Annotated in this window: 17 protein-coding genes; 8 read left to right on the top strand and 9 right to left on the bottom strand. The window is 69.8% G+C overall.

All coding sequences use genetic code 11. The features are described 5' to 3' along the window. From hpaD to ASD13_RS14550, 4 genes are all read right to left on the bottom strand, one after another. Complete coding sequence (gene hpaD / locus ASD13_RS14535) at positions 1 to 1,164, bottom strand: 3,4-dihydroxyphenylacetate 2,3-dioxygenase (protein ID WP_017828355.1); 1,164 nt, start codon at positions 1,162 to 1,164, stop codon at positions 1 to 3. Positions 1,165 to 1,257: 93 nt separating this feature from the next. Next, positions 1,258 to 2,757, bottom strand: coding sequence for a 5-carboxymethyl-2-hydroxymuconate semialdehyde dehydrogenase (gene hpaE / locus ASD13_RS14540; RefSeq protein ID WP_055870590.1), 1,500 nt, complete (start codon positions 2,755 to 2,757; stop codon positions 1,258 to 1,260). After that, the gene (locus tag ASD13_RS14545; protein WP_017828357.1) at positions 2,754 to 3,437 is read right to left on the bottom strand and encodes a GntR family transcriptional regulator; all 684 of its coding nucleotides are present in this window, start codon (positions 3,435 to 3,437) and stop codon (positions 2,754 to 2,756) included. Before ASD13_RS14545 ends, hpaE begins: the two co-directional genes overlap by 4 nt. Further along, positions 3,434 to 4,903, bottom strand: coding sequence for a fumarylacetoacetate hydrolase family protein (locus tag ASD13_RS14550; RefSeq protein ID WP_055870593.1), 1,470 nt, complete (start codon positions 4,901 to 4,903; stop codon positions 3,434 to 3,436). The genes ASD13_RS14545 and ASD13_RS14550 overlap by 4 nt, the downstream gene beginning before the upstream one ends. 153 nt (positions 4,904 to 5,056) lie before the next feature. Here ASD13_RS14550 and ASD13_RS14555 point away from each other — a divergent pair, with 153 nt between their 5' ends. Further along, complete coding sequence (locus tag ASD13_RS14555; RefSeq protein WP_055870597.1) at positions 5,057 to 6,436, top strand: MFS transporter; 1,380 nt, start codon at positions 5,057 to 5,059, stop codon at positions 6,434 to 6,436. Positions 6,437 to 6,507: 71 nt separating this feature from the next. On the opposite strand, the gene ASD13_RS14560 is transcribed toward ASD13_RS14555, so the two are convergent. After that, positions 6,508 to 7,218, bottom strand: coding sequence for an IclR family transcriptional regulator (locus tag ASD13_RS14560; RefSeq protein WP_055870600.1), 711 nt, complete (start codon positions 7,216 to 7,218; stop codon positions 6,508 to 6,510). 146 nt (positions 7,219 to 7,364) lie between these two features. On the opposite strand from ASD13_RS14560, the gene ASD13_RS14565 reads away from it, so the two are divergent. The 6 genes from ASD13_RS14565 to ASD13_RS14590 all read left to right on the top strand — a co-directional run bounded on the left by ASD13_RS14565 (position 7,365) and on the right by ASD13_RS14590 (position 13,273). Further along, on the top strand, positions 7,365 to 9,236 hold the full coding sequence (locus ASD13_RS14565; protein WP_055870603.1) for an FAD-dependent monooxygenase: 1,872 nt from the start codon (positions 7,365 to 7,367) through the stop codon (positions 9,234 to 9,236). 85 nt (positions 9,237 to 9,321) lie between these two features. Continuing rightward, a complete protein-coding gene (locus tag ASD13_RS14570; protein WP_082524387.1) occupies positions 9,322 to 10,296 on the top strand; it encodes an ABC transporter ATP-binding protein in 975 nt (324 codons plus the stop codon). 1 nt (position 10,297) lies between these two features. After that, positions 10,298 to 11,053 carry an ABC transporter permease gene (locus ASD13_RS14575; RefSeq protein WP_055870606.1) on the top strand — a complete coding sequence of 252 codons (756 nt, stop codon included), beginning with the start codon at positions 10,298 to 10,300 and terminating at the stop codon, positions 11,051 to 11,053. 28 nt (positions 11,054 to 11,081) lie between these two features. After that, complete coding sequence (locus ASD13_RS14580; protein ID WP_055870608.1) at positions 11,082 to 12,191, top strand: sensor histidine kinase; 1,110 nt, start codon at positions 11,082 to 11,084, stop codon at positions 12,189 to 12,191. Further along, positions 12,185 to 12,814 (top strand): response regulator transcription factor, encoded by a 630-nt coding sequence (locus tag ASD13_RS14585; protein WP_055870611.1) that lies wholly within the window; start codon positions 12,185 to 12,187, stop codon positions 12,812 to 12,814. The genes ASD13_RS14580 and ASD13_RS14585 overlap by 7 nt, the downstream gene beginning before the upstream one ends. Positions 12,815 to 12,898: 84 nt before the next feature. Then, entirely contained in the window at positions 12,899 to 13,273 is a 375-nt protein-coding gene (locus ASD13_RS14590) for a VOC family protein (RefSeq protein ID WP_055870613.1), read from the top strand. Here the strand turns inward: ASD13_RS14590 and ASD13_RS14595 are convergent. Together ASD13_RS14595 and ASD13_RS14600 are read right to left on the bottom strand one after the other, a co-directional pair. Further along, positions 13,270 to 13,665, bottom strand: a complete 396-nt coding sequence (locus ASD13_RS14595) for a VOC family protein (RefSeq protein WP_055870616.1) — start codon at positions 13,663 to 13,665, stop codon at positions 13,270 to 13,272. The genes ASD13_RS14590 and ASD13_RS14595 overlap by 4 nt on opposite strands. A 39-nt stretch (positions 13,666 to 13,704) precedes the next feature. Further along, positions 13,705 to 15,354, bottom strand: coding sequence for a thiamine pyrophosphate-binding protein (locus ASD13_RS14600; RefSeq protein WP_055870619.1), 1,650 nt, complete (start codon positions 15,352 to 15,354; stop codon positions 13,705 to 13,707). A 163-nt stretch (positions 15,355 to 15,517) separates the two neighbouring features. Between ASD13_RS14600 and ASD13_RS14605 the strand changes: the two genes are divergently transcribed. Beyond that, positions 15,518 to 16,027, top strand: a complete 510-nt coding sequence (locus ASD13_RS14605) for a phosphoribosyltransferase (RefSeq protein WP_017828369.1) — start codon at positions 15,518 to 15,520, stop codon at positions 16,025 to 16,027. 10 nt (positions 16,028 to 16,037) lie between these two features. On the opposite strand, the gene ASD13_RS14610 is transcribed toward ASD13_RS14605, so the two are convergent. Continuing rightward, the gene (locus ASD13_RS14610; RefSeq protein ID WP_055870622.1) at positions 16,038 to 17,561 is read right to left on the bottom strand and encodes an ATP-dependent DNA ligase; all 1,524 of its coding nucleotides are present in this window, start codon (positions 17,559 to 17,561) and stop codon (positions 16,038 to 16,040) included. A 54-nt stretch (positions 17,562 to 17,615) separates the two neighbouring features. Further along, positions 17,616 to 18,386: an enoyl-CoA hydratase/isomerase family protein gene (locus ASD13_RS14615; protein ID WP_055870625.1), complete on the bottom strand. Its 771-nt coding sequence runs from the start codon at positions 18,384 to 18,386 to the stop codon at positions 17,616 to 17,618. Positions 18,387 to 18,391 lie beyond the last annotated feature (5 nt).

Raw genomic sequence — 18,391 nt, forward strand, 5'->3', positions numbered from 1 at the left:
CTAGAGCTGGTGGCCCAGCTTGTACTCGCCCTGCTTGTACTCGGGCATGTCCTTGTCGTCGTCCGCTCGCGTGTACGAGAAGCCGTCGGCACCGATGGTCACCGCCATCTCGCTGGAGTCGGTGCGGGCGACCACCGGCTGCGGGTTGCCGTCGAGGTCGAGCACCAGCGACGCATCCGTGTACCAGGACGGGACGACGGGGTTCCCCCACCAGTCGCGGCGCTGGTTGTCGTGCACATCCCAGGTGATGACCGGGTTGTCGGGGTCGCCGGTGTAGTAGTCCTGCGTGTACACCTCGACGCGGTGCCCGTCGGGGTCGCGCAGGTAGAGGTAGAACGCGTTCGAGACGCCGTGGCGGCCGGGACCGCGCTCGATCGAGTCGGAGCGGCGCAGGGCTCCGAGCTTGTCGCAGATGGCGAGGATGTTGTGCTTCTCATGCGTGGCGAAGCACACGTGGTGCATGCGGGGTCCGTCGCCGCCGGTCATGGCGGTGTCGTGCACGGTGGGCTTGCGGCGCATCCAGGCGGCGTAGACGGTGCCCTCCTCGTCCTGGATGTCCTCAGTGACGCGGAAGCCGAGGTCCTGCATGAAGCCCACGGCGCGCGGCACGTCGGGGGTGACCTGGTTGAAGTGGTCCAGGCGCACCAGCTCGCCGGGGATGTGCAGGTCGTAGCGCCACGACATCCGCTCGACGTGCTCGGTGGCGTAGAAGAACTCGTACGGGAAGCCGAGCGGGTCGACCACGCGCACCGAGTCGCCGATGCCCTTGACGAAACCGTTCTCGTTGCGGCGCACGTCGCAGCCGAGCTCCGTGTAGAACTCGACGGCGCGGTCGAGGTCTTCGGGCGTGCGGACCCGGTACGAGAAGGCGGCCACGGCGGCGATCGGGCCCTTGCGCAGCACCAGGTTGTGGTGGATGAACTCCTCGGTCGAACGCAGGTAGATCGCCTCGTCGTCCTCCGCGGTGACGTAGAGCCCCAGGACGTCGACGTAGAACTGGCGGGAGGCGGCGAGGTCGGTGACCACGAGCTCCATGTACGCGCAGCGGAGGATGTCCGGCGGCGAGCTCTGCGGCGTCGCGATCGGGTTGTCCGAGCGGATCGGCGCCTCCTGGGAGACGTAGAAGCCCGAGGAGGTCAGGGTCATGTCGTCGCGGTGTGTCATGTCAGCGTCCTTGCGTGAGGGTTCCGGTCGCACTTTCTGTCGCATCCGCGCGGGCGGGGCGGCACAAAGTGCGACCGGAACGAGACAGTGGGGTCAGTTCTTGCCGAAGGTCGGGTTGTGGGAGTGGGCCGCGAGCGTGATGTGCACGCTCTGCTGGTCGGTGTAGAAGTCGATCGAGCGGTAGCCGCCCTCGTGACCGAGGCCCGAAGCCTTCACGCCGCCGAACGGCGTGCGCAGGTCCCGCACGTTGTTGCTGTTCAGCCACACCATGCCGGCTTCGACCGACTGCGCGAAGTTGTGCGCGCGCTTGAGGTCGTTCGTCCAGATGTAGGCGGCGAGCCCGTACTTGGTGTTGTTCGCGAGCGAGAGCGCGTCCTCGTCGGAGTCGAAGGGCGTGATCGCCACGACGGGGCCGAAGATCTCTTCCTGGAAGATACGGGCGTCGGGGGAGACGTCGGCGAACACGGTGGGTGCGACGAAGTTGCCCTCCTCGAAGCCCTCGGGGCGACCGCCACCGGCGACCAGGCGGCCCTCGGTCTTGCCGATCTCGACGTAGCTCATGACCTTGTCGTAGTGCTCGGGGTGCACGAGCGCGCCGACCTCGGTGGCGGGGTCGTGGGGGTAGCCGACCTTGACCCGCTTCGCCTGCGCGGCGTAGCGCTCGACGAACTCCTCGTAGATCGAGCGCTCGACCAGGATGCGGGAGCCGGCGGTGCAGCGCTCGCCGTTGAGGGAGAAGACGCCGAAGATCGTGGCGTCGACCGCGGCCTCGAGGTCGGCGTCGGCGAAGACCACGGCGGGCGACTTGCCACCGAGCTCCATCGACAGGCCCTTGAGGAACGGGGCGGCATTGCCGAAGATGATCTGTCCGGTGCGGCTCTCGCCCGTGAACGAGATGAGCGGCACATCGGGGTGCTTCACGAGCGCGTCGCCCGCGTCTTCGCCGAGACCGTTCACGAGGTTGAAGACGCCCTTGGGCAGCCCCGCCTCCTCGAAGATGCCGGCCCACAGGGATGCCGACAGCGGCGTGAACTCGGCCGGCTTGAGCACGACCGTGTTGCCGGTCGCGAGTGCGGGCCCGAGCTTCCACGACTCGAGCATGAACGGCGTGTTCCACGGCGTGATGAGGCCGGCGACACCGATCGGCTTGCGGTTGACGTAGTTCATCTGCTTGCCCGGCACCTTGAAGGCGTCGTCGGACTGCGCGACGATCAGGTCGGCGAAGAACCGGAAGTTCTCGGCGGCGCGGCGGGCCTGTCCCAGCGCCTGCGTGATCGGCAGGCCGGAGTCGTACGACTCGAGCTCGGCCAGGCGTGCATCGCGGGACTCGACGATGTCGGCGATCCGGTGCAGCACGCGCGAGCGCTCGCGGGGGAGCATCCGCGGCCAGGGGCCCTCGTTGAACGCGCGCGTGGCTGCCGCGACGGCGAGTTCGATGTCGGCCTTCTTGCCGGCGGCGGCGGTCGTGTAGGTCTGGTTGGTGACCGGATCGAGCACGTCGAACGTATCGCCGTCGACGGAATCGACGAACGCGCCGTCGATGTAGTGCTGGATGTGGTCGGGGAGGTCGGCGGGGATGCGCGAATCGGTCATGAGATTTCTCCGGTCGTCTGGGCGGAACGGGTGTGCAGTGCGTCGAGGAACGCGTCCATCGTGCGCCAGCGGTGGTTGCGGGCGGCGAGTTCGATCTCGAGCGGGTCGGCGCCCGCGCGGATGAGGTCGAGGATCTCGGTGTGCTCCTCGACCGAGTGCTGGGCGCGTCCGGGGATCGACGCGAAAGTCGTGTCGCGGATGGCGGAGAGCCGCGACCAGCCGCGGTGCACGAGGTCGAGCAGGTGAGGGTTGGGGCACGGCTCGAACAGCACCGAGTGGAACTGGCGGTTGAGCTCGGTGAAGGCGTGGGCGTCGAGATGATCGAGCATCTGCGCCATCCGCTCGTTGATGCGGGCGGCCTCCTCGAGAGCGTCCTCGTCGAGCAGGGGAGCCGAGAGCGCGGTGGCGCAGCCCTCGACCAGGCCGAGCGTCTGCATGGTGTGCGCGTACTCGCTCTCGTCGACGAGGGTCACCCGCGCTCCGACGTTGCGCTCGAACGTCACGAGTCCCTCGGCTTCGAGGCGGCGGATCGCCTCGCGCACGGGGACGACGCTCATCTTCAGATCCTCGGCGATGGAACCCAGCACCAGCCGGTAGCCGGGGCTGAACATGTGCCCCGTGATCCGCGAACGGAGCCACTCGTACGCGACCTCGGACTTGCTGGCCGCCGTCGTGGTCATCGCGTGCTCCGGTGGGCCGTGGCCTCCTCGTAGCGGGCGCGCCACTCGGCGTTCAGGGGGAACAGGCCGTCGACGGGGTGACCTGCGGCGACCTGCTCGGCGATCCAGGCGTCTTCGATCTCCTGCGCGACGGCGCTGGCGGCGACCTCGGCGGCCAGGGCCGGCGGGATCACGATCACTCCGTCGCTGTCGCCGACGATGATGTCTCCGGGCTGCACGGTCGCACCGCCGCAGGAGATCGTGACATCCACGTCCCACGGCACGTGCTTGCGGCCGAGCACGGAGGGGTGCGCACCCTGCGAGAACACGGGGAGTCCGATCTCGGCGACCGCGTCGAAGTCGCGTACGCCGCCATCGGTGACGACCCCGGCGGCGCCGCGGACCTTCGCGCGCAGGGCGAGGATGTCGCCGAGGGTGCCGGTCGTGGCATCGCCTCGGGCCTCGATGACGATGATCTCGCCGTCTTCCACGGCATCGAACGCGCGCTTCTGCGCGTTGTAGCCGCCGCCGTGCGCGGCGAAGAGGTCTTCGCGGAAGGGCACGAAGCGCAGCGTCTTGGCGGTGCCGACGATCTTGCTGCCGGTGATGTTCGCCGACACCCCGTCGATGAAGCAGGAGTGGTGTCCGCGCTTGCGGAGCTGGGCCGAGAGACCGGCCGTCGGGGCGGCGAGGAGCTGGGCGCGCAGTTCGGGGGAGAGGGCAGGAGCCTTCTCGACGGGAGGCAGGCCCGCCTCTTCGCGAGAGCCCCAGGCCTCGGTGCGCTGCAGGTCGTCGACGGCGGGGAGCGATCCGATCTCGCCGTCGAAAGGGGTCTCGCCCTGCGTCACGGTGGTGACGAGGCGTCCGGACGTGGGGCCGCCGGGGGCATCCGGGGCGTCCACCTCGATCTCGACGACGTCGCCGGGGACGATGACCGATGAGCCCGCGGGGGTGCCGGTGAGGATCACGTCGCCCGGTTCGAGGGTGAAGTGCTGGGAGAGGTCGGCGACGAGCTGCGCGAGCGGGAAGATGAGCCCGGCGGTGGTGTCGTCCTGGCGGAGCTCGCCGTTCACCCAGGCGCGCACCCGGAGGGCCGCAGGGTCGACGGTGCGGGCATCGATCAGGTCGGGACCGAGCGGCGTGTAGCCGTCGCCGCCCTTGGAGCGGACGTTGGAGCCCTTGTCGTTCGCGCGCAGGTCGTACAGTCCGAGGTCGTTCGAGGCGGTGACCCACCCCACGTGCGCCCAGGCCTCGTTGAGCGAGACGCGGCGCGCGGCCGTGCCGATCACGAGGGCGATCTCCCCTTCGAAGGCGAGCAGCTCCGTGCCGGCCGGTCGCTCGACCGTGCCTCCGGAGGCGCCGACGGAACTGGCCGGCTTGAAGAAGTACGAGGGCGAGGCGGGGCGTCTGCCGCGCTGATCGGCGCGTGAGGCATAGCTCAGATGGATCGCGATGATCTTGCCGGGGCGGTCGATTGTGTCCGTCACGGGGCGCCTCCTCGCGCTCGTCTGCGTTGTCGTGCGGGACGCCTTGTGCGTCGTATTCGAAATCATATATCATCGGTTCACCCCTCGGCAAGCACTTCGGATCCATTCCGCTGCACGCCGTGACAATGCGGTCACAACCAAAGGAGACACCCCATGAGCGGGCAGTCACAGGCTGGGTTCACGCCCACCGGAACCATCGCGACGGCGGCCGATCGACGCCGCGTCGTGTTCGCCACCGTCGTCGGCACCACGGTCGAGTGGTACGACTTCTTCATCTACGCGACGGCCGTCGGCCTCGTCTTCGGACAACTCTTCTTCGCCCCGCTCGGCGAGAACAGCGCCCTGATCGGCTTCGCCACGGTCGGCGTCAGCTTCCTGTTCCGCCCCCTCGGCGCGTTCCTCGCCGGGCACTACGGCGACAAGCTCGGGCGCAAGACCGTGCTGATGTGGACGCTGATCCTGATGGGCGCCGCGACCGCGCTCATCGGTCTGCTGCCCACGTACGAGACGATCGGCATCATGGCGCCGATCCTGCTGGTGCTGCTGCGCATCGTCCAGGGCATCTCGGCGGGCGGTGAATGGGGCGGTGCGGTGCTGATGGCCGTCGAGCACGCTCCTCGCCGCAAGCGCGGCATCTTCGGGGCGTCTCCGCAGATCGGCGTGCCCCTCGGTCTGCTGCTCGCCTCCGGTGTGATGGCGCTGATGACGGTGATCGCCCCCGGCGACCAGTTCCTCGCCTGGGGCTGGCGTGTGCCGTTCCTGCTCAGCGTCGTGCTGATCCTCGTCGGCTACTACGTGCGCCGCAAGGTCGAGGAGAGCCCCGTCTTCACCGAGCTCTCGGCCCGCAAGGAGAAGGCGCGGATGCCGATCGCTCAGCTGTTCCGCAAGCACCTGCTGCTCGTGATCATCGCCGCATTCGTCTTCGCCGGCAACAACGCCGTGGGCTACATGACCACCGGCGGGTACATCCAGGGCTACGCCACGAACCCGGAGGGGCCGATCGGCCTGGAGCGGGGCCCGGTCCTCTGGGCCGTCGCCGGATCCGCGGTCACCTGGCTGCTCACGACGCTCCTCGCCGGCCGGCTGTCCGACCGCATCGGCCGTCGCACGACGTACGTCATCGGCTGGGTGCTGCAGCTGGTCGGTGTCTTCACGCTCTTCCCGCTCGTCAACACGGGCGAGATCGGTCTGCTGTTCGCCGGGCTCGCGATCCTCACGATCGGTCTCGGCTTCACGTACGGACCGCAGGCGGCGCTGTACGCCGAGCTGTTCCCGGCGAGCATCCGCTTCTCCGGCGTCTCGATCTCGTACGCCATCGGCGCGATCGCCGGTGGGGCCTTCGCGCCGACCATCGCCACGGCCATCGTGAGCGCCACAGGGTCGACCCAGGCCGTCACCTGGTACCTCGCGGGCATGACCGTGCTCGGTCTCATCGCCACGCTGCTGCTGCGCGACCGCTCGGGCATCCCGCTCGGACCGGATCACGAGGACGAGCAGTCCGTCAGCCCGATCTACGGACTCGCGAAGGCCTGATTCTCCGGAGTCACCCGAACGCGTGAGCACGTCCCCCTCCGGGTGGGCGTGCTCACGCGTCGTCGCGGCGGTCAGCCGTCGAGGGATTCGCGGATGACGGATGCCGAGCGCTGCAGCCGCCCGGCGATCTCGGCGTCGTCCAGGTCGGTGGCCACGTGCACGACCGCGATCGCGGCGGGGCGCTGGCCGCGCAGGGCGAGGGGGACGGCGACGGACTGCACGGTGGGGATGACCTCATCGTGGCTCGTCGCATATCCGCGGCTCCGGGTCGCCTCCACATCGGCGGGCAGTGACGATGGCACCGCTTCGGGCCACTCGTGCTCGGGGAGTTGCGCGAGGATCGCCTTGCCGGGAGCTCCGACCGTCACCGGGTGGCGGGCGCCGGGGCGCTGGGCGACGCTCGCGACGGCGTGGCGGGGCTCGACGCTCGCCAGCGTGATGCACTCCTCGCCGTCGAGCACGGCGAGGAAGCAGGTCATGCCCAGCTCGTTGGCGATCGCGGTGAGCTCGGGGAGGGCCTCGGCCTGCAGATCGTGGGCGACTCCGGCCGCGAGCGCCGCCATGCGCGCGCCGAGGCTCACGGCGCCGGACGCGTCTCGGGAGACGAGCCCGTGGTCTTCGAGGGTGCGCAGCAGGCGATAGGCGATCGAGCGGTGAACGCCCAGGCGCGAGGCGATCTCGTCGATCGTGAGGGGGCCGCGTGCGTCGGCCAGCACCTCGAGGATGCGGATGCCGCGGCTGAGAGTCTGCGAGGCCGGAGAGGCGGCGGTGTTCTCGGGCATGCGGGCGCTCCCTTGCGATCGCGGACGGCGAGGTTTAGGCTGTGTTCAATAGTAGAACTCTGTGTTCGAATATAGAACACGCGGGTTCAGGATGCAAGACCCGACAGGCAACACCCGACGAAGAAGTCCGGAAGGAATCGACGACGATGCAGTTCCACCACCACGGCTACGTCTCCGCTGACCCGCGCGTGCAGGACGCCGCCGGTATCGGCGCCGCGCGCTCCGCCGACCTTCCCGACCAGATCGACGTGCTCATCGTCGGATCGGGGCCGGCGGGAATGCTCCTCGCCGCCCAGATGGCGCAGTACCCCGGCATCTCCACGCGCATCATCGAGAAGCGCGACGGCCGCCTCCCGCTCGGCCAGGCCGACGGCATCCAGCCGCGCAGTGTCGAGACGTTCCAGGCGTTCGGGTTCGCCGAGCGGATCATCGCCGAGGCCTACAACATCGGCTGGATGAACTTCTGGGGGCCGAACCCCGACAAGCGCGACGAGATCGTCCGCACCTCCCGCACGTCCGACTACGCCTACGACATCTGCGAGTTCCCGCACCTGATCGTCAACCAGGCGCGAGTGCTGGACTACTTCGCCGAGGCCGCGGCGAACGGCCCCGGCCGGATCGTGCCCGACTACGGGGTCGAGTTCACCGGTCTCACGGTCCACGACACGGGGGAGTACCCCGTGGAGGTGGGGATCCGCTACGTCGCCGGCGAGCGGGCAGGAGAGGCGAGGACCATCCGCGCCAAGTTCGTCGTGGGGTGCGACGGTGCCCGCAGCGGTGTGCGCCAGGCCATCGGGCGCACGCACGTGGGCGCCTCGGCCGCGCACGCCTGGGGCGTCATGGACGTGCTCGTCAACACCGACTTCCCGGACTGGCGCACCAAGTGCGCCATCAACTCGGAAGCGGGCAACATCCTGCACATCCCGCGCGAGGGTGGCTACCTCTCGCGCATGTACATCGACCTCGGCGAGGTCGCGGACGACGACGATCACCGGGTGCGGCAGACGCCCATCGAGGAGATCATCCGTCGCGCCAACGAGATCCTGCACCCGTACACGCTCGACGTGCGCGAGGTCGCCTGGCACAGCGTGTACGAGGTCGGACACCGCGTCACCGACGGCTTCGACGACGTGATCGACGAGTCGGGGCGGACGCCGCGCGTGTTCCTCACCGGGGACGCCTGCCACACGCACAGCGCCAAGGCGGGCCAGGGCATGAACGTGTCCATGCAGGACGGCTTCAACCTCGGCTGGAAGCTCGGCTCGGTGCTCACCGGACGCGCGTCCGAAGACCTGCTGGCCACGTACGGCGCCGAACGGCGGCCCGTGGCGCAGCAGTTGATCGACTTCGACCGCGAGTGGTCGAGCCTGATGGCCCGAAAGCCCGAGGAGATCTCCGACCCCAACGAGCTGGCCACCTACTACCTCGCGACGGCCGAGTTCCCGTCCGGATTCATGACGCAGTACACCTCGTCGATGATCACCGGGTCCGACACGCACCAGTCCCTCGCCCCGGGATATCCGCTGGGCAAGCGTTTCAAGTCGGCCGAGGTCGTGCGGGTCGGCGACGGCAACGTGGTGCACCTCGGACACCACGCGAAGGCCGACGGACGCTGGCGCGTCTACGCCTTCGGCGACCGCACCGGCGACGCGCTCGCCGCGTGGGCCGAGAAGGCCGAGCCCCTGTTCGCGCGCTTCACCCCGGCGGACGCCGATGTCGATGCGGTCTTCGATGTGAAAGCCGTCTACCAGCAGCCGTTCGAAGAGATCGAGGTCACCTCGGCGCCTGCGCTGTTCCAGCCGAAGACCGGCCCCCTCGGACTCACCGACTGGGAGAAGGTCTACGCCGCAGGCCCCAGCAAGTGGACCGAGACCGACATCTTCGCCGCGCGCGAGCTCTCCCGCGAGGGCGTTGTGATCGTGGTGCGCCCCGACCAGTACGTGGCGGCGATCCTTCCGCTCGACGACACGACCGAGCTGGCCGCGTTCCTCGAGGGGGCCCTGCTGCCTGCACGCTGATCCCGTCCTCGACATGACACGTGTCATGTCGAGGAGATGACACTGCCCTCCGGTCTCCTCGCCCTCAGCGGAGGAGGCTGGAGGCATGAACAACACCTCCGTGGACGGGTCGGTGACGCGGGCCACCGCTCGACCGGTATCCGCCGCCCCGATCGATGACCCCGTGGTGCTCGAACTGAGCGCCGTGAAACGACACTTCGGCACTGGCGACCGCCGCGTGCAGGCCGTCGACGGGGTGGACCTGTCGATCCGGCGCGGGGAGGTCGTCGCACTGCTGGGACCCAACGGCGCGGGCAAGACCACCACGCTCGACATGCTGCTGGGGCTCACGCAACCCAGCAGCGGCACCGTGCGGGTGCTCGGCGTCGCACCGGAGCGCGCCACCTCGAGCGGAGCGATCGGGGCGGTGCTGCAGACCGGCGGGCTCCTGGGCGACCTGACCGTCGGCGAGACCGTGCGCCTCATCGCCTCTCTTCACGGTGCGCAGGCTCTCGGCAGAGTGGACGAGGTGCTCGCCAGAGCCGACCTGGAGCACCTCGCCCGCCGCCGGGTGTCGAAGTGCTCCGGCGGGGAGCAGCAGCGCGTGAAGTTCGCGCTCGCGATGGTCTCCGACCCCGACATCCTGGTGCTCGACGAGCCCACCGCGGGTATGGATGTCACGGCACGCCGCCATTTCTGGGACGTCATGCGTGCGGATGCGGATGCCGGACGCACGATCATCTTCGCCACCCACTATCTCGAAGAGGCCGAGCAGTTCGCGCGCCGAACCGTGGTGATGCACCGGGGGACCGTGGTCGCGGACGCCCCCACGGCGCTGCTGCGGGCCAGTCTCGGCGAGCGGACCGTCTCGGCGACGGTCGACGAGGGCGCAGCGACCCTCGTCGCGACCTTGAGCGCGACCGACGGCGTCGTCGCCGTGCGACTCGACGGAGATCGTCTCAGCCTGCGCGCCGCGGATTCCGATGCCGCCGCCCGCATCCTGCTCGAAGGCGGCGCCCACGACCTGGAGATCGCCGCCCCCACCCTGGAAACCGCCTTCACTGCTCTGACGGAGAACTGACATGCTCGTCTCACCCACCATGCTGCGTATCGAAGGCGTCCGCCAGCTGCGCAACCCCTACACGCTCGCATTCACCCTGGCGATGCCGGTCGCGATGTACCTGCTGTTCGGCGCCGGGATGGGGTACGGCTCGCTCTCCGCCGGCCACGGGAACGTCTCGTTCTACGTGATGACCTCGATGGCCGCCTACGGCACGGCGGTCGCGATGAGCTCGCTCACATCGCTCGCCGCGACCGAGGCGAAGCAGGGCTGGGGGCGCCAACTCGCCATGACCCCGCTGACCACCGCCGGATACGCGCTGACGAAGCTGCTCACCGCCGTGACCTTCGCGACGCTGGCGCTGGTGGCGGTGTTCGCCGCCGGGATGATGACCGGTGCGCAGGTGGAAGACGGCTGGCGCTGGGTCGCGACGGCGGGCATCATCCTCGGGATCGGCCTCATGTACGGACTGTTCGGGCTCGGCGTCGGGCTGTTCTTCAGTTCGGACTCGGCGGCGGCTCTCGCCTCGATCTCAATGACGTTCTTCGCGTTCTTCGGCAACGTGTTCATGCCGCTCGACGGCGTGATGCTCGACATCGCCCGATTCACGCCTCTGTACGGCTTCGTCGCCCTGAGTCGCTGGCCGCTCACCGACGGGGTGCTCACGACAGGACAGACCGACCCGCTGTGGATGCTGTTCCTCAACGTCGTCGTCTGGCTCGCGCTGTTCGCCCTGCTGGTCATGATGGGCATGAAGCGCTCCAGGGCGCGGCAGTAGCGGTGCGCGACGACAGTAGGTTGGACGGATGACGCCACACGTGAAGCGCGAGACGAACAGCGCCACGGGGAAGGACCCGTGGGCGCGGTTCGGGTGGCTGATGGCCGTGATCTGGCTCGTCTTCCTGGTGTATCCGGTGATCGCGCTCCTGCGATCCGAAGCGCCGCCGGCCTGGGTGATCGTGGGCTGGGTCGCCCTGGTCGCGTTCATCGTGCTGTACGTCACCGGCTTCATGCACGGCATGCGCGGTGGCGGGGGACTCGGACGTACGCCGTCGACACGGCAGTGGATCACGTTCGCAGCGCTCATCCTGTGCGCACTGCTCTCGGTACCGGCGGAGGGCGGATCGGCGCTCAGCTTCCTGCCGTTCGTGATGTCCTTCGCCTCGTACGGTCTGACGCGTGCGTTGCATTGGATCACGACCATCGCGGCGGACGTGGTCACGGCGCTGTGCGTGTTCCTACTTCCCGGGGGGATGAGCTATCTGTCGATCCTCGCGATCGTGGCGCTTCTCGGAGTGGTCAACACGGTGTCGACCTGGCTCATCCTGCGCTCGGCGGAAGCGGAGCGGCTCGGCCTCGAGCTGGCGACGAGCGAGGGGCGCGAGGCCGTGGCCCGTGACGTGCACGATCTGATCGGTCACTCCCTGACGGTCGTCGGCCTCAAGGCGCAACTGGTGCGGCGGCTGATGGACTCCGATCCGGAACGCGCCAAGGCCGAGCTCGCCGACATAGAGCGGCTCACGGCGGAGGCTATCGCCGGGGTCCGCTCGACGGTGGCGGGAGCGCGGGTGACGACGCTCGTCGAACAGCTCGCGTCTTCTCGGGACTCGTTCCGCGCGGCCGACATCGAGATGCAGGTCGAGGGGGAGCCGAGCGCCCTGTCGCCGGTGCAGGCGATCACCGCGAGCTGGATTCTCCGCGAGGCGACGACCAACACCCTCAGGCATGCGCGCGCGCAGACGGTGCGGGTGCTGCTGCTGCCGGGGCGGCTGGTGGTGGAGGACGACGGGGTGGGCATCGGTGCGGCCGAAGGCAACGGCATCCGCGGCATGCGCGAGCGCGCAGCGGCGGCGGGCGCGGCGTTCGCGCTCGGCGCGACGGAAGACGCGGGCACGCGCGTGCAGGTGACGTGGTGAGCGTCTCGGCCGGTGACACCATCCGGTTGCTGATCGCCGACGACCAGGCGCTCGTGCGCGGCGCGCTGGGGGCGCTGCTCGAACTCGAGCCCGACCTCACCGTGGTCGGCATGGCCGCGGACGGAGCGGAGGCCGTGCGACTCGCGGAAGAGCTTCGTCCTGATGTGTGTCTGATGGACATCCAGATGCCGGGGATGGACGGCGTGGAGGCGACGCGACGCATCAGGCAGGCGAGCGCGGGGACGCGCGTGCTCGTGGTGACGACGTTCGCGCGCCCCGGCTACCTGCGCTCCGCCTTGGATGCCGGAGCGAGCGGTTTCATCGTGAAGGACACCCCTGCCGAGGAGCTCGCCGAAGCCGTGCGGCGCGTGCGGTCGGGACTGCGGGTGCTGGATCCGGTGCTCGCCGCCGACAGTCTGTTCGACGGCGCGAACCCGTTGAGCGACCGGGAACGGGAGGTGCTGCGTCTCGCCGCGGACGGGCGCTCCGCCGCCGCGATCGCCTCCGAGGTGTTCCTGTCGGCGGGAACCGTGCGAAACCACCTCTCGGCGGCAATCGGGAAGACAGGGGCGGCGAACCGGGCGCAGGCCGTGCGGATCGCTCAGGACAAGGGATGGATCTGACGCCGCTTCGGTGTGGCGGGACGTCGGCGGCCGCGCGTACGGTGGACGCCGACGGGCGACGACGCCCGACAGGAGGAGTGCGTGATGGACTGGAAGATCGAGCTCATCTTCGTGCCGGTCACCGATGTGGACCGCTCGAAGCAGTTCTACGAGAAGATCGGCTTCACCGCCGACTGGGATCAGACGCCGACCGAGGGACTGCGCTTCGTGCAGATGACACCACCGGGCTCGGCATGCTCGATCGCGTTCGGCACGGGGCTGGGCATCGACCTCGAACCGGGCACGCAGAACACGATCCAGGTCGTGGTGCCGGATGCCGACGAGGCGCTGGCGCATCTGCAGGGCCTCGGCGTGGAGGCACGGGGTGTGCAGGACCTCGACTGGGGGCGGTTCGTGTCCTTCGACGATCCGGACGGCAACTCCTGGACGCTGCAGGAGCTTCCTGACTACGGCGCCTAGACGACCACGTCCGCGACGATCTCGATCTTGAAGCCTGCGGCATTCTCGAGCCAGCCGGCGTAGTGCCGGTCGCCACCGGCGTGCGGGTAGCGGTCCGTGTAGAGCGGGTGCCAGCCGTGGGCGGGCGCCTCGGCCATGATCGCATCGACCGCGTCGCGGGCACCGCCGTGGAACGCGAGGTGGTTGAGGCCGGCGCGTCGGCGATCATGTGCGGCGTGTGACAGGTTCGGCGACGTCGTGAGGGTGAGGTAGGCGTCGCCGGCCATCCAGGACTCCCCGCCGGGCCACTCGCCGTCGAGCGTGAAGCCGAGCCGGCCCAGCACCCAGCGCCACTGCGCGCGCACCTCATCGAGGTCGGCGATCCACAGTTCGACGTGATGGAGACCCGGCATCGTCCGAGTCTGCCAGGTGAAGGGCCGGCGACGGATGCGTCAGGAATTCACGCGGATGATCTCCTGCTGGTACGGCGCGATGACATCGCCCGAGATGCGCAGGTCGAGCAGCAGGAAGCGTCGCGTCGCCGTGTCCTCCTCGGCCCAGCTCGCGAGGCGGTCGAGGTCGGAGAGCGTACGCACGACGACGCCCTCGGCTCCCACGGCCGCGCCGAACGCGGCGAAGTCGACCTCGGGGATGCGCATCGGGCCCTCCGCCAGCCCCTTGAGGCCGTAGAGGTTCACCTCGGCTCCGTAGGCCGCGTCGTTCCAGACCACGGCCATGCCGCGGCCGCCGGCCGCGCGCACGGCGGACTCCAGATCGGCGATCGCCATGAGTCCGCCGCCGTCACCGGAGGTGAGCACCACGGTCGACTCGCGCCGTGCCAGGGCCGCGCCCACGACGCTCGGCCATCCCTGTCCGATCGACTGGAACGCCGTGCCGACCATCATCATGCGGTCGGGAGCCGCAACCGGCCAGTACATGTTCGCCCACCCGATGAAGTGCCCGCCGTCGGAGACCACCACGCGGTCTTCCGGCAGCAGCTCGGCGATGCGTCGGGCGGCCGAGCGCGGGTCGAGCCGTCCGTCGGGAGCGAGGTCGTCGCCGGCGTCGTACGTGCGCGCGGCGGCGACGTCGACCGTCTCACGCCAGGGGTGCGCCGACCCGGCTGTACCGATCCGGGCCACGAGCTCCTCTGCGGCGAGCCGGGCGTCGGCACGCACGAAGCCTCCGACGTGCGCGTGCGTCGCGGCCGGTGCCGTGTCGATCTGGAAGACGCGGGTGCCCGGCGCGAACAGCTCACCGAAACGCATCGTGAACTGGTTCAGTGCGGCGCCGAACACGACGGCGACATCGGCGGAGCGCACGAGCTCCATCGCACCGTCGGCACCGAAGCCGCCGGTCACGCCGAGGTCGTACCGCGTGTCGGGGAAGACCCCGCGGCCGAGCGCCGAGGAAGCCGTGAGCGCGCCGGTCGCTGCGGCCAGCTCTCCCAGTGCGGAGCTCGCTCCGGACAACCATGCTCCGCGACCGGCCAGCAGGAAAGGCCGCTCGGCGCCGGCCAGAGCGGCGGCGATCTCGTCGAGCATCGCGTCGGCGAATTCACCGCGCGGGGCGAGAGGTGCGGGGATGCGCGGCGACGGCGCCTCCGGCACCTCGCCGGCCTCGAGAGCTGCGACGTCATACGGGATCGCGAGGACGACCGGTACCCGGTAGGTGAGGGCGTGCTCGATCGCGATGACGGTGGTGGCGGCGGCATCGGCCCGCCCGACGGTATAGGTGCGGGCGCCCACGGCGGAGGCGAGAGCGATCTGGTCGACATCCCAGGGGCGGGGACCGGATGTGGGTTCGTCACCGACCACGAGCACGAGCGGCACGTGCGCCTGCACGGCCTCTGCGAGCGCGGTCAGGGTGTTCGTGAAACCGGCGCCGTACGTCGAGGTGCCCGCGGCGATGCGACCGGACGCGCGGAAGTGGGCGTCGGCGGCGACCACGGCGCCCTGCTCGTGGCGCACAGCGGTGAACACGGCATCCGTCTGCGTCTCGATCGCGTCGAGGAAATAGGCGTTGCCGTTGCCCATCACGCCGAAGACGGCGTCGATGTGCTGAGCGAGGGTGAGGGCGACGTGCGCGGAGACGGTGGGCATGCGAAAGCCTTTCGAGACAGGGACGGAGGAACTGCGGGATCCGTATGTGTCTCGCCTCCGCGTCTTCGCGAAGTGCTTCGTGCCTCTTTTTCAGGCACCGGCCGGGCCGGACCTGCTCAGTCTACCGGCGGGGGAGCAGCGCAGGATGCGGGAGAATGCAGGAATGACTGATGCAGAGATCGAGCGCGAGACACTCACCTGGGACGGCTTCGGGGCGGCGACGCGCGATCTCGCGCGCGACATCCTCGACAGCGGTTTCCTGCCGGAGGTCGTCGTCGCGATCGCGCGTGGCGGTCTGCTCCCCGCCGGAGCGATCGCGTACGGACTCGGCGCCAAGAACTGCGGGGCTATCAACGTCGAGTTCTACACCGGGATCGGCACTGTGCTCGACGCCCCAGAGGTTCTGCCTCCCGAGCTCGACATGGCCTATCTCGACGGCCGCCGGGTGCTGCTCGTCGACGATGTCGCCGACTCGGGGCGCACACTCGCGCTCGCCGTGCAGCTGCTGAAGGACAAGGGCGCCGACGTGCGCTCGGTCACGATCTACACCAAGCCCTCCACGATCATCCAGCCCGACTTCGCGTGGAAGGACACCGATCTGTGGATCGACTTCCCGTGGTCCTTCCGCGGGACGGTCCGCGAAGAGGACCAGGGCCTCGCGCCGTCAGCGTGAGGCCGGCGGGTCAGCCGCGCAGCAGGGAACGCAGCGTCTGGATCGTGTCGGCCTCGGCCGGCGACTTGTCCTGCCGGTAGCCCTTCACCCGGGCGAATCGCAGGGCGACGCCCCCGGGATATCGCGGTGAGCGCTGCACGCCGTCGACCGCGATCTCCACGACGAGTTCGGGGCGCAGGAACACGGTGGACGCCGTGCGGTGCGACTCATGCTCGGGGAATTCGGCGGTCTGCCACCGCAGGAGCTCGTCGGTGAGGCCCTTGAAGGTCTTTCCGACCATGACGTAGCCGTCGGCGTCGCCGAACTCTCCCGAGGGATCACGGGCGCCCAGGTGGAGGTTCGAGAGCCAGCCACGGCGGCGGCCGGAGCCCCACTCCGCCCCGAGCACGACCAGATCGAAGGTCAGCACCGGTTTGACCTTCACCCAGGACTTGCCGCGCCGACCGGCGGCGTACGGCGCATCCACGGCCTTGATCACGACGCCTTCGTGTCCGGCGGCGAGAGCATCGCGCGACAGCTGCTCGGCGGCATCCGCATCGTCGGTGACGATGCCCGGCATCCGCCAGTCGCCGACCACGCGTTCGAGCTCGGCCAGACGGACGGAGAGCGGTTCGTCGATCAGGTCGCGCCCGTCGACGTGCAGCACGTCGAAGAACCACGGTCGCAGCACGAGCTCGCGCGACACATCGGCACCGAACCGCGACATGGTCTCCTGGAACGGGCGCGGCCCACCGTCTTCGTCGAGCGACAGCGTCTCGCCGTCGAGGATGACGTCGTGCGCCGGGAGAGCGCGCACGATCTCGACGATCTCGGGCACGCGGTGCGTGATGTCGGCCAGGCTCCGCGTGTAGACGCCGACCTCGTCGCCGTGGCGATGCACCTGGATGCGGGCGCCGTCGAGCTTGTACTCGACAGAGGCCCGGCCGGTGACCTCCAGCGCGGCAGAGGGCGTCGCAGCCGTCGCGGCCAGCATGGGCAGAACCGGGCGCCCGACCCGCAGGCCCACCGCCTCGAGGTCGCCTTCGTCTCCGGTGAGTGCGATGCGGGCGGTCTCGCCGAGGTCGCCCGAGAGCATGGCCGCGCGCCGGACGATGGCCGCAGGGCGGTCGGCGGCCCGCGCGATGGCATCGAGGAGCACGCCCGAGAGGGCGCCGGTGCGCAGCTCGCCGAGCATCGCGCGGGCGAGGAAGTCCCACTCCTCGGCCGTGGCGCGCGAGGCGAGGTCGCCGAGGATCCCACTGCGCACCGACGCGGAGCCGGTGCCCGATGTCGTCGCCAGCGCGTCCAACGCCTGGTCGACCTCGCCGACGGTCAGCGTCGGGCTGTCGGCGTGGGTGATGTCGAGGGCGGAGATGCCACGCCACCCGACCCCCAGCCTGCCCTGGCGGGGCGCCGCGAGCAGCAGGCCCATGACGGCGGGGATCTCGGTCGGATCTGCGCGCGAGAGCAGATCGGCGAGGGCATCGATCTTCGCGAGCCTCGACGAGGTGGCCCCGACCCGGTCGGCGGTGGAGACGAGCTCTGTGAGCATCATGGGGGAATTCTCGCACCGGTGTCGGACATTCGTGTCGCGCCGGTGCCGGCGCGCTCAGCGCCCGCGGAAGACGGGCGTGCGCTTCTCCTGGAAGGCCGCGAACCCTTCGCGGTAGTCATCGGTGTCGCACAGTGCGGCCTGTGCGGCGTTCTCGATGCCGACCGCGTCCCACAGCGCGAGCCGCTCGTCGCGGATGCAGGCGATGAGCTCCTTGCTCGCGAGGAACGCCGCCGTCGCGCCGCGGGCAGCGGTGGCTGCGGCATCGGTCGTCGCCTGCACGACCTCGTCATCGGGGAAGACGCGCGAGAACAGGCCGGAGGCCACGGCCTCGGCGCCGCTCATGAGGCGTCCCGTGTAGATCAGGTCGAGTGTCTTGTGCGCCCCCAGCCGGTCGAGGAACAGGGCGTGTCCACCTGAGTCGAGGGTCGCGCCGAGTGCGGCGAACGGGGACCCGATCTTGGCCGACTCCGCGACGTACACGACGTCCGTCGCGATGAGCAGCCCGAGTCCGACCCCGAGGCAGGCGCCGTGCGCGACGGCGAACGTCGGTGCGGGGAAGCGCGCCATGCGCTGCAGCAGCGGGGTGACGAGGCCGCCGAGATAGCCGAGCACATCGTCGTCCCGAGGATCGACCCCCGAGATGTCCCGCCCGGCGCAGAACGCGCGCCCTTCGCCGCGGAGCACGAGCACGCGCACACCGGCGCTCTCCGCGGCCTCGTAGGCGGCATCCAGATCCGCCAGGGCCCTCTCGTCGAGCGCGTTCAGCTTCGACGGCGCGTTCAGGACGATCGTCGCGACGTCGTCGGCGATGGCGAGGTCGATCATGGGGG

This window comes from Microbacterium sp. Root1433D1 (assembly GCF_001426835.1).
Taxonomy (GTDB): domain Bacteria; phylum Actinomycetota; class Actinomycetes; order Actinomycetales; family Microbacteriaceae; genus Microbacterium; species Microbacterium maritypicum.